This window comes from Butyrivibrio sp. (assembly GCF_024699075.1).
Window position 1 is genome coordinate 1 of sequence record NZ_JAILQF010000012.1, and the last position, 15,147, is coordinate 15,147.

16 protein-coding genes are annotated in these 15,147 nt (G+C 33.6%); 1 reads left to right on the top strand and 15 read right to left on the bottom strand.

The genetic code is table 11. From position 1 onward, the window contains the following. The 10 genes from K6G87_RS19840 to K6G87_RS00320 all read right to left on the bottom strand — a co-directional run. The coding region (locus K6G87_RS19840) for a glycosyltransferase family A protein (RefSeq protein ID WP_296832306.1) at positions 1-116 on the bottom strand (116 nt) is incomplete at its 3' end. Positions 117-160: 44 nt separating this feature from the next. Next, entirely contained in the window at positions 161-1,150 is a 990-nt protein-coding gene (locus tag K6G87_RS00280; RefSeq protein ID WP_296832258.1) for a glycosyltransferase family 2 protein, read from the bottom strand. Positions 1,151-1,165: 15 nt separating this feature from the next. Beyond that, positions 1,166-2,089 (bottom strand): beta-1,6-N-acetylglucosaminyltransferase, encoded by a 924-nt coding sequence (locus K6G87_RS00285; protein ID WP_296832263.1) that lies wholly within the window; start codon positions 2,087-2,089, stop codon positions 1,166-1,168. Beyond that, positions 2,086-3,186, bottom strand: a complete 1,101-nt coding sequence (locus K6G87_RS00290) for a glycosyltransferase family 2 protein (protein WP_296832266.1) — start codon at positions 3,184-3,186, stop codon at positions 2,086-2,088. The genes K6G87_RS00285 and K6G87_RS00290 overlap by 4 nt, the downstream gene beginning before the upstream one ends. Beyond that, positions 3,149-4,000 carry a hypothetical protein gene (locus tag K6G87_RS00295; RefSeq protein WP_296832269.1) on the bottom strand — a complete coding sequence of 284 codons (852 nt, stop codon included), beginning with the start codon at positions 3,998-4,000 and terminating at the stop codon, positions 3,149-3,151. The genes K6G87_RS00290 and K6G87_RS00295 overlap by 38 nt, the downstream gene beginning before the upstream one ends. 398 nt (positions 4,001-4,398) lie before the next feature. Then, the gene (locus tag K6G87_RS00300) at positions 4,399-5,391 is read right to left on the bottom strand and encodes a glycosyltransferase family 2 protein (RefSeq protein WP_296832272.1); all 993 of its coding nucleotides are present in this window, start codon (positions 5,389-5,391) and stop codon (positions 4,399-4,401) included. Next, the gene (locus tag K6G87_RS00305) at positions 5,381-6,070 is read right to left on the bottom strand and encodes a hypothetical protein (RefSeq protein WP_296832275.1); all 690 of its coding nucleotides are present in this window, start codon (positions 6,068-6,070) and stop codon (positions 5,381-5,383) included. The genes K6G87_RS00300 and K6G87_RS00305 overlap by 11 nt, the downstream gene beginning before the upstream one ends. 25 nt (positions 6,071-6,095) lie before the next feature. Continuing rightward, positions 6,096-7,040 carry a hypothetical protein gene (locus tag K6G87_RS00310; RefSeq protein ID WP_296832278.1) on the bottom strand — a complete coding sequence of 315 codons (945 nt, stop codon included), beginning with the start codon at positions 7,038-7,040 and terminating at the stop codon, positions 6,096-6,098. Beyond that, positions 7,040-7,849, bottom strand: a complete 810-nt coding sequence (locus K6G87_RS00315) for a CpsD/CapB family tyrosine-protein kinase (protein ID WP_296832281.1) — start codon at positions 7,847-7,849, stop codon at positions 7,040-7,042. Before K6G87_RS00315 ends, K6G87_RS00310 begins: the two co-directional genes overlap by 1 nt. A 239-nt stretch (positions 7,850-8,088) precedes the next feature. Then, entirely contained in the window at positions 8,089-8,448 is a 360-nt protein-coding gene (locus K6G87_RS00320) for a hypothetical protein (RefSeq protein WP_296832284.1), read from the bottom strand. Between the two features lie 297 nt (positions 8,449-8,745). On the opposite strand from K6G87_RS00320, the gene K6G87_RS00325 reads away from it, so the two are divergent. Continuing rightward, on the top strand, positions 8,746-10,224 hold the full coding sequence (locus tag K6G87_RS00325) for a nucleotide sugar dehydrogenase (RefSeq protein ID WP_296832287.1): 1,479 nt from the start codon (positions 8,746-8,748) through the stop codon (positions 10,222-10,224). A 177-nt stretch (positions 10,225-10,401) separates the two neighbouring features. On the opposite strand, the gene K6G87_RS00330 is transcribed toward K6G87_RS00325, so the two are convergent. The 5 genes from K6G87_RS00330 to K6G87_RS00350 all read right to left on the bottom strand — a co-directional run bounded on the left by K6G87_RS00330 (position 10,402) and on the right by K6G87_RS00350 (position 15,016). Further along, positions 10,402-11,736, bottom strand: a complete 1,335-nt coding sequence (locus tag K6G87_RS00330) for a polysaccharide pyruvyl transferase family protein (RefSeq protein ID WP_296832291.1) — start codon at positions 11,734-11,736, stop codon at positions 10,402-10,404. Positions 11,737-11,934: 198 nt separating this feature from the next. Next, a complete protein-coding gene (locus K6G87_RS00335) occupies positions 11,935-12,513 on the bottom strand; it encodes a rhomboid family intramembrane serine protease (protein WP_296832294.1) in 579 nt (192 codons plus the stop codon). A gap of 109 nt (positions 12,514-12,622) precedes the next feature. Then, a complete protein-coding gene (gene hypE / locus K6G87_RS00340) occupies positions 12,623-13,618 on the bottom strand; it encodes a hydrogenase expression/formation protein HypE (protein WP_296832298.1) in 996 nt (331 codons plus the stop codon). Positions 13,619-13,730: 112 nt separating this feature from the next. Next, positions 13,731-14,774 (bottom strand): hydrogenase formation protein HypD, encoded by a 1,044-nt coding sequence (hypD, locus tag K6G87_RS00345; protein ID WP_296832300.1) that lies wholly within the window; start codon positions 14,772-14,774, stop codon positions 13,731-13,733. Between the two features lie 29 nt (positions 14,775-14,803). Then, positions 14,804-15,016, bottom strand: a complete 213-nt coding sequence (locus K6G87_RS00350) for a HypC/HybG/HupF family hydrogenase formation chaperone (RefSeq protein ID WP_296832303.1) — start codon at positions 15,014-15,016, stop codon at positions 14,804-14,806. Positions 15,017-15,147: the final 131 nt, after the last annotated feature.

Sequence of the window (15,147 nt, forward strand, 5' to 3'; positions counted from 1 at the left end):
ATAAGAATGATCTCAAGATTCTTATATGTTTGATTTAATATGCATTCAATAGTATTTCCTAAATATTTAGAAGCGTTATAGATTGGTATGATTACACTTACCAATTCTTCTTTCATATTTTAACCTCTTGTTAAGATTATCTGGAGAATCCTCTCCTACATTAATTCTTTTTCAGCATCTTCCATATTTTGTAATATATATTTTCACTTAATTTATATATAAAGATTTCTATTTTTGCTCTAATACTAAAACTTTTATATGCTGAAGTATAACTGTTTATTTCTTTCAAAAAATCTTTCCTGTAACTGTATGTACTTACTTTGCAGGAGCTATCTGCATTACTAATCATAGATTTAAAATAACAGATCATATGAAGGCAATGCATCACGCTCTTTTGCCATAAGGACTCTTCCTTATTAGATTTATAAAAATCTATTCTTTGAAGATATGCTTCTACCACTTTAGAATCTCTTTGCCCATTCATTTCACCTATAATACTGTCATTTCTCTGAAGGTAATAATACAAGGGAAGATCAACAATACATATCTTATTACTTTTATATAGAGCCTTATACGTTGTATATTCGTCTTCAAATATTTTGCCCTTGGGATATCGTAATTCTCTAAACAGTTCTCTTTTATAAAGTTTATTCCAAGCAACAGTCAGCTCAAGTTTTTTATCGCCCATGTAATAATTATTCTGAGCAGATTTTCCATCTATTATTTCTGTCTTATAATCACTTCCATATGTGTTATCTTTTTCTTTAGCTTTTCCATCATACACATACTTGTATGAACACATACATATATCAGACTCTGATGAAAACAAAGAATCCATCATAATCTGATACATATCTTTATGAATATAGTCATCTGAATCTACAAAAGCCAGATATTCACCTTTTGCAATTTCTATACCTTTGTTTCTGGCATCTGAAAGACCGCCATTTTCCTTATGTATAACTACGATTCTATTATCTTTTCCGGCATATTCGTCACATATTTCCGGACACCCATCATCAGAACCATCATCAACAAGAATGATTTCCAGATTCCTGTATGTCTGATCAATTATGCTGTCAATACATCTATGTAGATATTTTTCAACATGATAGATTGGAACTATCACAGTTATCAGTGGCTCTCCCATTTATGTCTCCAGTTTTCATAAGTTTTCTTTATCTAGTTCATCAAGCAGGTCCTTAGATATATCACTTCTTACTTTTCTGCAAAAAAGATCCGGTACTTCTTTCAATTTCTGATAATCTGCCTTTGTAAGCACCGTAACTTCCTTTGGGAATTCAAAATATGTAAGATTTCTCCAGTTAACAAGCCATCTCTTTTGTGGCTCATTATATTTAATACAATGCTCCCTGAATTTTGAATTATGTACGACTGTATGAAAATATTCCTCATCAGGAAACTGCATTATTTTCATTTTACGATTAAATTTTGGGTGTGTCTTTTCAAAATCATCTAAATATCTGGCACATTCATCCGTAACAGCCCACTGTGCACATCCATAATAAATATCATAATCACCATCATTCTCATGAATAATGCCATTAAAGCCTATTGTGGTTATGCTCATGAAAATTGAAGCTATCGTATTTAGTAATTTAACCGGATTCTTATTTGATACTTTCCCATATGGATTATCTTTCATATAAAAAAGCTTGTATTTCCTCGAAAACTCCCAGTCTTTTGTCCTTGCTACAGGACATCCCCTTATAAATTCTTTGCCTTTATTGGCTTCAAAAAATCTCTTTATATCTCTATTGGTTTTTATTGGATAGTCCAGATTCTGCATCATTACATAATAGTCATAATGAATATCACTATTTATTGCTGCTCGAATCAGTTCAAAGCAGGCATGTATAGCATTATATCCGCCCCAATAAACTTTATATCTGTCAGGCGTAAAATATACTCCTCGTATATCCTTAAGCGCTTCCCTGAAAGGCTCTATATTCTGTTTTGCATCAACGTGTACATACATATCAAAATCCGGATCAGTGCAAAGTCTTTTAGCACACCTTGCTACAAGCTCCGGATCTGTATGACACAAATTCAAAAAAGCTATTTTCATCGTTTAAACTCATATCCTATCAAATGAAGTATAGTTGTTGCCAAGAACAATAATCGTAACCATCCTTTTTTTAAGATAACAAACGGTATTCTTTTTATAATAGATCCATTCCCTATATCAAAACCAATAATAAGATTTAAAACTCTTTTATCTGTTACAAAGCTTTGGTATCCTTCATAACGTTCTTTTCTACTGGCCTTTGCATTCTTACCTGAAAGTTGGAAAGCCATTTCTACTGCAGACATGACAATTGTTCCTGCAAAAGTATATGTTATATCTTTTCCGGTACGCTTTTTTACTCTTTCTACAAGAGCCTGCCTTGCATCATTTAGCTTTTTCTTTCCTTCAAGTTTGGAAAATGGTTCTCTTTCATATCTATAAATAGCTGATGTAGGCCTTGTGACCAGGTAATAATAACACTTTTGCTGTACATATACTTTCTTACAGCAACTAAGGTATTCCGAAATAAAACAGGTATCTTCGCCAACTTTTAATGTTTCATCAAATTTAAGATTATTATCGATAATAATACTTCTCTTACAAAGAATACGCCATAATGCGGGATTTTCTACATACAAAGAATCCTTTATACCTGCAATCCAATTATTAACATCATCATATGAAAGTCCAATAAATGCAGGCATTACCTCATTTATTACTTCTTCATCTACATATATATCTTTAGTAAACCTTGGCAGATTAGTTTCATATACTTTGCCGTCTTCAAACCTGTGATATCCATAAATAACTGCATCACAGGCCTCTTTTTGAATAATCCCTACAAGTTCGCTACAGGTATATTTTTCCTGAAAATCATCTCCATCAAAGAAAAATATATAATCTCCAGTAGCTTTTTTAATCCCATCATTTCTAGCTGCGGAAACACCACCATTTTGCTTATGTATTACTTTTATATAACTGTTTGCTTTAGCATACTCATCAAGTATTTCTGCAGTACCATCAGTAGATCCATCATCTACAATAATGATCTCTGTAAGTTCCTTATCGTAATCCTGCGAAATTACACTATTTAAGCATTTTTCTATATAATCCCTGATATTATAAGCAGGTATTATAATACTTACTTTGGCTTTCATTTATTCTATGTTCCTTTTTTGATAATCTATTCATCATGATAGAAGTTTTTGATTCTTTCTTTTTGGTAAAGTAGATACCAAAAATAAGAAGCGGAAAACATATAGCTGCATTCATAACATATGCTTCCATGATTGTGTACAATGAATAAAGTATTATAAATATCCTGTCTCTTATATCCATCTGAGAATTAAAAACTATTGAAGCCATTGATATAAGAACAAGATATACAATTCCATAACATACTATCATCCAGATATAGCAATTATCGAAGATCATCCCATCAATCCAGTGCCCTCTCCAAAATATCTTATCATCAAAAGCAGCAACCTTACCGAATATAGACAATCCCTTCAGATCATAAGCTACAGCTCCATATAAAAGTCTACCTGTAAACATCTGATCAAGGATCTCAAATACACCTGAAAACAGCCCATTAACATAACCTATAATTATAGTTACAAAGAAAATTGATAGAAAAGCATATAAATATTTTGAAAATATTTTTATAAGCCACTCATAATACTTACTGAAGTCATTTTTGAGCATAGAAATATATATCAGTATACTTGCTATAGTTATAATTGTCAGAGCTGTATTCGAATCGCAAAAAATATAGAAAAAATAATTAATGATCCACACCACCCCAAGTTTAAGTGGTGTTAGCTTTTTAAAATTGGAGTATAAGAATTCCATTGATATCCAACATATATACATTGAAAATGTATTAGCATGTCCCTGGTAAAATGTCATTCTCTGAACGCCATTTCTGTAAGAATAAGGAACACTATAAGGATTTAATATAAATGCAGCCATATAAGCAATTACATGTATTGATATTAAAAAAGCCTTAAACTTCCAAACAATGTTAAGCGCTTTTTCAAGATCAACATCCTGTATAGCTATAAAGAGAAGAGCCGTAAAATATAAATAAAAATAATAACATTTAATACATGTATATAGACATAGACAAAATAATACTATTGAAAAAACGAACTTAAAAAGCGTATATCTTTGGGTAATAATCTTTACGCCAATAATACCTGTAAATAACACGATAATCAGATCATCTAAAAAACCTGGTTTTTTCATGATTATAGATGAGTCTGTTATATTCTTAAAAGCCAGTAATAAAAGGGCACATGTATATAACATCTGTATGAAGTTTTGTCTGTTCTTTGCATTTCTTTCAACCAGTGATATGGAACTCATTTTTATGCCCTTGCTTTTAATCTGTAATATAGCGCAGATAGCTTTACAAGCTTTAATTTAATAAGTAAATATTCATGCTTTTTGTATAAAGGAATCATGCTTATATTTAATTTACTCATTACCTTTTGTGCAACTTCTGATCTGTATATCATTTCTATACATTTATTATTATCCTTACAAGCTGCATACTCTCTGCATAAATTAGTAATAACTCTAAAATAATAAATATCTGCCTTATAAGATAATCTCTTATCATTTAATGCATTTACGTATCTATTCCCGACAGTATATAACATGTCTGTATACTTTAACCTGTCATCTGTTAAGCTTTTTTTCATAGCACTTCCACTATGTTGTCTGTAAACTATAAGGCATTTATTGACAAGTTCAAGGCTTTTACATTTTTCAAAATAGTCATAGACAAATAGCAGGTCTTCGCCTATTGCTATGTTTTTGGGGAACTTAATATTATATTTATCTATAATCTCTTTTTTAAAGACTTTCCCCCAACATTCATTAAATGAAGATGATGCATACATCAGTTCATTTATATATCCAGAATCTGAACATTTTTCCTGGTCACAAGAATAAAAAATATCTTTAGTAGTGCCATCTGAATACAAAATCTTTTTAGAATATGCTGTATAATCAGACACATCCTCATAAAGACTTAAAATAAGATAATTAAATACATCTTCTTCTAAATAATCATCAGCATCCAGAAAAAGAATATATTCTCCCTTAGCATTCCTAAGCCCATTATTCCTTGCTTCTGAAACACCACTGTTTTCCTGAGTAATACATTTTATCCGTCCGTCTCTTTTTATAAAATCACTGATGATATTTTTGGAATTGTCAGTACTACCATCATCTATCACCAATATCTCAATATCAGAAGACGCATTTTTTATAATACTATTCAGGCAATCGGATATATATTTATCTGCATTATAAACAGGAATAATAACCGACAGCTTCACATTATTATTTACCATTTTTCGAATCCGCTTCAGGAATTATACCAAGAATAAAATCATCCTCATCAACAACAAACTGTTCAACAAGGCGCGCCTTATTAGAAAACAGCTCCGTAACGAATATCACTCCTGCAACTAGAACAAATCCTATTACAAAAAATAATGCACGTTTTTTCCAAAGGTTTGCAAAACCGCTATATGTCCTTCTTGCACTATTTGCTGAATCAAGGACCTGAACAGCGTTCGAACCGGTAATATTTCTCATTTCGATTACAAACGATTCTGCAACTGCATTAGCAACATCTTCTGCAACATTAGGATCGGTATATGATGCCCCGATCTTGATTGAAACACTATCAGAAGAAGTAACCGTAAGTAAATCAGCAATTTCTGCTGCAGTAAATCCATACTGCGGTAATGAAGATGCTGCTCTTTCACATACTTTTGAACTAGTAACCACTTCTGCATAACTGTTCATTACAGTAGTAGCATCATAAGATTCTTCAACATTACCATAGCTGTTACTATATATACTTACATATGATGAATAATAGTTACTAACATCAGAGTTCCAAGTTAGTAAAATGCCAACTGCAAACATAATAAATGCGCCTGCAATGCATATTATTTTCTTATTCCATACAGTTTTAAAACTTATAACAAAATCTTCAAACCTTATATCTTCATTAATATTCATTATTAACCTCACCTAAAAAGCTGAATTATCCTCTTCTACTGCTATTACTCTTAATTCTGTAGATCATAACAAGAATTAGAGAAATTATTATTGCTACTACACACAAGATCACACTTACAATCTTATTTATTCGATAATTATTAGTAATAGAAACATCTTCTATCTCATTAGCTTCCGGTGCCGTTACATTAAAAGTATATGTCTGAGTAGCTGTCTGATGCGTTATTCCATCCGAATCTACATATGTAAAATAAAAGTCAACACTCTGTGACCCCTCTATAGTAAAAATCAGATATACATCTGCCGTCGCTACAGCATTGCTTGTAAGCGCTCCAAGCTCATGGTACTGGGGAACAATGGTGCTTCCGGACATATGCAAAACTATATCACCAATTGATGTATTACCACTGTTGTGATATGTTACACCTATTCTGTTACCTGAACCTGTAGTAGCCTGAGTTGTTGCATCATATTTATCAACTACGACGATACCACTGTCAGATACAGGAATCTGAACCTGATTTACTGTTTCATTATGTGTATTATATGCATCAGCAAATGTAAGCGTAAGATATGCAAGTATCTGAGTTGTATCAATTGCCTCTGATGCTACAAGTCTTATAGCTGTCTGCTTTTCCTCAGTTTCTTTAAAATATCCAAGATATCCTACAGCTGTCTTACCATATTCGACATATATAAGATCTTCTGGCTGTGTAAAGGTAACATACGCATTACCAACCCGCTGAGTATAACTTGTATTTTTTACAGTAATATTTAAAGTGAATACTTCTCCGGGAGTAACATATTCTTCTCCGTCTATACTATATGAAGTAATCACAAGTGTAGCATTATCAAGTGGTTCTGGTTCGATAGCATAAGCATTTGCTGCAGCTGTAGCAAAGACTGTTATAAAGATTACTATCGCTACAAGGAAAGTTATAACAGTATTTTTTATTCTAATTGCCTTCATTATTTCTGCTCACCTTCCTTTATGCTGTGCTTATTTTTAGTCAGAATATCTATGTCACTTTGAGTAAGTGAATAGTCCTTAGGTGTAGACTTAAACTTTCTTCTGCGTCTTACAGTCTTTCTAAGGTTCTTTTCATCAAAGTAGTTATAATCCTTTATATTCTTTCTATATTGGGATTTATCCATTCTGTTGGCAATTATTCCACCATTCTTCTTGCCATAAGCAAGAAGCGCAAGCTTAGCATCAAATATCTGCTTTTTAGTAGTAATATTTACGCCACCAACAAGAATATATCTGTCTACTGAAGGTATCAGAATTTTAGCATCATTAACAATGCTGATTGAAGGCAGATCATATATTACAAAATCATATTCTGCCTTAAATTCATCACAGAGAGCTTCCATTTTATCACTGCAAAGAAGCCTTACCGGTGTATTATATCTCTCGCCTGATGCCACATAAGATAAATTCTCATATGTAGTATCACAAATAATATCAGATTCTTTTACATCATCTTCTGTCAAATATGATGCAAGATCTTTGCCTAAAGGTGCACTTATTCTCTTAAACTCGTTACCTTTTCTAAAGTCACAATCAACAAAAAGTGTCTTCCAACCAGCTTCAGACAATGCAATTGCTATGTCTATAGCAACAGTAGTTGTTCCTACTCCACTTCCAATACCTGTAAAAAGAAATGAATTTGCCTTATATTCACGCTTCATCTCATATATGCCAATAACTATACGATCTATAGCTTCATTTACAGCATGAGTCTCATTCCCATACAACTCTAAAACTTTTTCTTCCATGCCTTTCCTTCCCTTATAGGGCAAAAATAAATCCTGCCCATAGTTTATCCATGATACATCAAACCCTATCTACTATAAACAAAACCTTTAATATGGTCAAGAAATCTTACAATGTTGAAAGTAATAATATGACCATAGTATGGTGTATGCTCAACAGTCATTTTTTCAAAAAAATAACCGGCACAAAATCATGCCGGTTATTTAATAATAAATTCGCTATTAAGTTTTCAAGAATCTTTTTACATCTCCACTATATGATATCCTTCTGAACTGAAAGCAAGAACCAGCTCCTGTATAAGATCATCATCTTTCTCATACTTAGCCAAAGCTTCATTAGAAGGTGGATAAATCTTTTTATTCCTCTTAAAATCCCGTAAGCTTAGTAAATGTTTTATAAAAAACTTTTCTTTTCTTACATAGTGTACAAAAAAGTAAATATCATGAGATATCAACCATTTGTACATATCCTCCTTGGAATCAATTACCCTCTTAACATTGTTCTCAAAAAAATCCATCAACCTCTCGTCGTCTTCGTTGCAAAGAACGATGACAAATAACGAATTCTCATATGTATATTTCTTACTATACAATTCACTCAATACGCACGATTCCTTTCTGCGGTATTTGTAACGAGAATCTATTACATTAATATTGTAACAAATCTTACTTTTAATTATATGGACATAATTACCAATTATTTATTTTATGTTTGTTACTTAATAATCTTGTTTTTACATAAATCTTTATTTTGACTTTAATAAAACTACTAATGTTATAATTTATAACATTTTTATCATTTTCAAATTATATAATTGACATTTTCTCTGATAATGTTATTGTATATATAATGAATCCAATAACAAATTGTTATTACAAATAACAAAGGAGCTATAATAATGAAAAAGATATCTCAATCTTTACTCACAAATACGATCATTAATCAGCGCAAAGCGCTTTCATTAACCCAGGCACAGCTTTCAGAAGCAACAGGAATCAACCGCACAATGCTTAGTCATCTTGAATCCGGTGAATATATGCCTTCTATTCCACAGCTTGAGGCTCTCTCAGAGACGCTTAAGTTTGATATAACAGATCTTTTTGAAGAGACAGATAATGGAACTTCTCTTCCAAAAGCATCTCCTAAAATTATTGCAGTTGCAGGTACTGGTTATGTAGGCCTCTCACTTGCTACTCTCCTTGCTCAGCACAACCATGTTACAGCTGTAGATATCATTCCTGAAAAGGTTGAGATGCTCAATAATAAGAAATCTCCAATTCAGGATGATTATATAGAAAAATATCTTGCTGAAAAAGAGCTTGATCTTAAAGCAACAACTGACGGCGCTTCAGCTTATAAGGATGCTGACTTTGTTATTATCGCAGCTCCTACAAACTACGATGCAAAGAAAAACTATTTTGACACATCAGCTGTTGAAGCTGTAATAGAGCTTGTTATGTCAGTTAATCCTAATGCTGTCATGGTCATTAAATCTACTATCCCTGTAGGCTATACTGCATCAGTAAGAAAGAAATACAATACAAACAAGGTCATATTCAGTCCTGAATTCCTTCGTGAGTCAAAGGCTTTATATGATAACCTTTACCCATCACGTATCATCGTAAGTACTGATCCAGAAGACGCTTCACTTGATAAATCCGCTCATGAGTTTGCTGCACTTCTTCAGGAAGGCGCTCTTAAGAAGAATATTGATACATTATTTATGGGATTTACTGAGGCAGAGGCTGTTAAGCTTTTTGCAAATACATATCTTGCTCTTCGTGTATCATATTTTAACGAGCTTGATACCTATGCAGAGTCAAAGGATCTCAATACACAGCAGATAATCAATGGTGTATGTCTTGATCCTCGTATAGGTACTCATTACAATAATCCATCCTTTGGTTATGGCGGATATTGTCTTCCAAAGGATACTAAGCAGCTACTTGCTAACTACCAGGATGTTCCAGAAAATCTTATAGAAGCAATCGTAGAATCTAACCGTACAAGAAAAGATTTTATAGCTGACAGAGTTCTTGAAATTGCCGGTGCTTATGGTAACTCAGAGTCATTCTCCAAATCAAAAGAGCACGAAGTAGTTGTTGGTGTATACAGACTTACTATGAAATCAAACTCAGACAACTTCCGTCAGTCTTCTATCCAGGGAATCATGAAGCGTATCAAAGCCAAAGGCGCTAAGGTTGTAATATATGAACCAGCACTTGAAGATGGTACAACTTTCTTTGGAAGTGAAGTTATAAATGACCTTGATAAATTCAAGAAACTTAGCCATTCTATCATTGCTAACCGCTATAACAGCTGCCTTGATGATGTCAGAGATAAGGTATATACAAGAGACTTATTCCAGAGAGACTGATAAGCTACATATCTTTAAATTAGCACTACATAAAATAATGACTTTTGGTTACTTCATTCCAAAAGCCAAGTAAATAGACCAATATTCATCTTATAAAAAAAGAAGCCGTGGATCTGTACCGTCCCCCAAAAAGTCTAACTTTTAGGGGCACCTCAATCCAAGGCTTCTTTTTTATTATCATTTTATTCCGTGATAAATATTTAAGCTTTTATCAATAAACCAATAAAGCGGCTTCATTCGCATATATTTATTTCTCATCTTATATATATCATTTTCATTTACTATTGTTTTATTTACTTTGGTTGATATGCCAAAAATATTTTTTTCATTTATTTCATCGACCAGCTTACATTTTCTTAAGAACTTTTCAAATTCCTCAAATTTCGATATATATGTCTTATTAAAAGTTGAATAATCAATCTTTTCATATAAATCATAAAGATCTTTAAATTCTTCAATTTCTTTAGTAGTATAACAGGGGATATCGTAAAACTGAGCTATTTCTCTTGTTCTTGAATCGCAGCTGTTAACAACCCCAGGGACTCCCGAAAGGATAGGAACTATATTACCATGTATTCTGGAACCAAATGCCATACTAAAATTGTTTTCAGCAATATACCCAATCCAGTCATCAACATCTGCAAAATAATTTATTTTTCCTTGGAACAATAAATTGCAGCCCATATTCCCATTCTTACGTACATGTTGAATTATCTTTTTTATACTGTTATCAGATAAAAAGTCCGGAGTATACAAATACTCTCCATATTCATCCTGATCAAAAAATTCACTTTCCGGATATTGCCTGAAAATATCTCTATATAGCTTTGTTTTAAGCTCAGTATTATGACCATTTACAGCAACCTTAAATTCTGAAGCTGAAACATTCTTTTTGTCTATCTTAAGATTTCTGCCTCTTTGATAAATAGAAGGGCATCCTCCTACAAATGCGAAATCAAATCCAAGTTTATCAAAAAAATCTTTTGTTATATATCCTCTAAGACAGATATCTCCACCATTTTGATAAACTGCATCAATAAATTCTGATGACTCTTTGCCAATCTTTCTTATGAGATTGTCGACAGATTCAGTCTGCCCTAGCTGTATTCCACAAGAAATTACAAAAACCGGGATTTTAACTTTCCTGATAAATTCTGTATTCTTGATTAGCTTATCAACAAATTCTTCTGAAAAGATATTTGCACATGGCATAAGTACAGCATCGTAATGATCAGTAATATATTCAGTATTTCCAGAGTAATCATAATAAGAAAGCTCAAGATCATCCCTATGAATTTCAGATAATATCCCTTGATACCATACTTTATTCCCATAATTAGGATAAAAATTATATCCTTCATTTATAAGTCTTTGCTTTAGAGAAGAATATTCTGTGTGATTATAAACATCATATTCTGAATTGCTGCCTTTCATGTAGATCAGCAATTTCCTGATCAGTTTTTGATTTTCCATACAAATATAATCCCCCCTGGTAAAACCTGCTTCTTTCAAGCTCCTTCAATGCATAAATGTATCACACATATGCTATTCTTATCAAGTTAAACTCGCAAACGCTTCGCTTTTTGCTCGTTATAAAATCACTGCTGACGCAGTTCTACGGGTACGGGGCTTATAACCCCGCACCCGAAATCAAGATAACCCACCACCTAAAGGTGATGGGTTATCTTGATCATTTTATATATTCAAAATTTATCTGCGCTTTCCACCCTTATTGAGAACATATCCCATAAAAGCACCAATAACGCCGCCAATAATATGAGCCATATTAGAAACATTATCTGTAAGAAACAATCCATCATAAATCTGCTGACCGATATATATAACAGCAACAAGTATAAAAGTAAGCGGTATCTCTCCCTCTCTGAAACCGGTAAATGATGAAAGCATAATAAAAGCAAAGACAATCCCACTTGCTCCGCAAAGGCCAACATTAGGGAAAAAGATGTAGTTAATAAGTGCAGTGATAACAGCTGTTATCAGTACAACCTCAATCATTACCTTGCCGCCATTCTTTTCTTCCAGCATAGGTCCAAGAAGTAAAAGATACGAGGCGTTACCTATAAAGTGACTCCAGCCTGAATGGCCAAATATATAAGTTACAAATCTAAGATATGTAAATGGATCAGTAAGCGAAGAATGATATGTCATAAAAAACTTTTCAGTTATTACTCCACCTGTAAGTATTCCTGCTAGTGTAGCTCCAAAGCTTATCACTACAAGCCATAATGTAACTGGTGCATTAAAGGATATGGTAAGTCTTCTTTTCATCACTAATAATTTCAAGCAAAAATAATATGCCTGTCCTTTCTTTTGTGACCCGTATAGTCTTTTTTATACAAAGCTTATTACTGTGTCTATATATACTTTTTATTTATTATTAACAGATCCTAGGAAGGCCCTCGCCTTGAAGAATATCAATTGATCTTTTTCCACCAATTCTTGTCTTTAATATTACTTCTCCAGGATTATCGTTCTTAACCTCTCCAATAACAGTAGCGTCTTCTCCATATTTACTATTTCTAATAACATCAAGAGCCTTATCCGCATCATCTTTTGCAACAATTGCTACAAGTTTTCCTTCATTACCCATATATATAGGATCAAGGCCAAGAAGACCGCAGAAATCTATTACTACCTTTTTAACAGGTATTGCTTCGTCTTCTATATAGAAGGTTTTGCCGGAAGCTTTTGCAAGTTCTTTAAGTACTGTTCCAAGCCCTCCTCTTGTAACATCTCTTAGTGTATGCACTTTAATATTATTAGAAAGGAGATTACGAACTATGTCTACAAGAGGCGCATTATCACTTGTGACATTCGTGTCAATTTCCATCCTTTCAGAAAGTATTGCTGCATGATGATCTCCCATAGTCCCAGAAACAATTATGACATCGTCGTCACATGCATTTGAAGCTTTTATATCAACATCGTCAGCGACAATTCCTACGCCTGCAGTATTAATATAAAACTCGCCACTACCATTGACCACCTTGGTATCGCCTGCTACAATCTGTACTCCAGCCTCTCTTGCAGTCTCTGCCATTGAATGAACTACTCTTTTTAAAAGATCCAGCTTAACTCCTTCTTCCAATATGAAACCACAGGTAATATATTTAGGAACAGCGCCTCTCATCAGAAGGTCATTTACAGTTCCGCATATACAAAGTCTTCCTATATCTCCTCCTTTGTATTCAGGCGGAGTTACGACAAAGCTGTCAGTTGTAACTGCTATCTTTGATCCTCCAGTTACAACTGCGCTATCTTCCATCTGATCAAGTGTGTCATTTTTAAATTCACTGGCAAATACTTCCTGAATAAGGTCGGACGTTGCACTTCCGCCGCTTCCATGTACCATTGTTATAATATCCTGCTGCATTTTTATTCCTCTTTTATATTTATAATATTTTCCAAGACTTTATTTTCTAAAGTATAAATTTGAAAATGGCATTTTCTCTTTTCGATATTATGATAAAATCCTGTATTTTATATCAGTCATGTCTGTTATTAGTATAGTATGTAAAGCATCCGCCCTCTGTCGATACCATACATGCACCTTGAGGAGTCATTGGTGTACATACTTTGCCATAAAGTGGGCACTCATATGGTTTCTTCTTGCCCATAAGAACCTGATCACAACTGCAGGCTGCATTAGCTTTATGATCATAAGTAAGATCATAGCTTCCCGCATCATAACTTATATATTCTTTTTTAAGAACCATTCCGGAGCCATCAACTATTCCCATTCCACGCCATGCTGCCGGACTTTTCTCAAAGTATAGATTGATAAGGTCTCTTGCTTTAGGATTTCCATCATCTTTTACAACAGAAGGATAGAAATTCATGACCTTGCCCTGTCCATGCGCTTTTACGATTCCATATAAAGCAATAAGGATCTGCTCTCCGGTAAATCCGGCAACTCCAAACGGAATATTATATTTAGCTGCTATAGACTCAAAACAATGTATGCCTGTTATTACTGACACATGTCCAGGCGCTATGAATCCGTTAACTGGAGCCTTACTATCACAAAGCCACTCTATAACTTCAGGCATAGTTTTAAGAGCCGTAAGGAGCTTTACATTTTCTATATGCTCTTCGATAATACTCTGCATTAAAAGAGCATATACAGGCATTGTTGTTTCAAATCCAACAGCTGCAAATATAAATGTAGTATCAGGCTCACCTTTAGCCATATTTATTATATCCATGGGACTATAGACCATCTCAACTCTTGCGCCCTGACCTTTGACCATGGAAAGGCTCTTTTCAGAACCGGGAACCCTTATAAGGTCTCCAAAAGTCACTATGCAGGTGTCTGGTTTAAGCGAAAGCTCAATTAAATGATCTACATATGATGACGGAGTAACACAGACAGGACACCCCGGCCCAGATATAAGATGTATTTTGGGGGAAAGAAGTCCTGGGATACCATTCTTGGCTATAGCTCCCGTATGGCTTCCGCAGACTTCCATGATATTCATTTCAGGGCCATCATATGAGCCCAAATATTCAATAACCTTTTTTAAATCCATAACCGGATCATATCTCCCTAAGATTTATTTTAAATTGATTCTAATTCTCCGAAAAGCTTTTCTATCTCTTCAGCCTCTGACTGTGATACCTTCTGCATTATACATCCGGCATGAACCAGCACCCTGTCGCCAGGTACAACATCTACAAGTCCGGCTCTGGCATTAACTGTATTACCGTTAAAATCAACTACCGCATTTTTATCTTTTACTTCAATTACTGTTCCCGGTATTGCTACGCACATAATAAAACCTCCTACTATTGCTTAATAAAGCAAATAGTCATTAAATTTGATTTCTTGAACGTAAATTACAGAAACGCGCATTTACTGCGTGTTTCGTGATTCTTTGAATCAGTTGGCAATAGAGCCTTCGA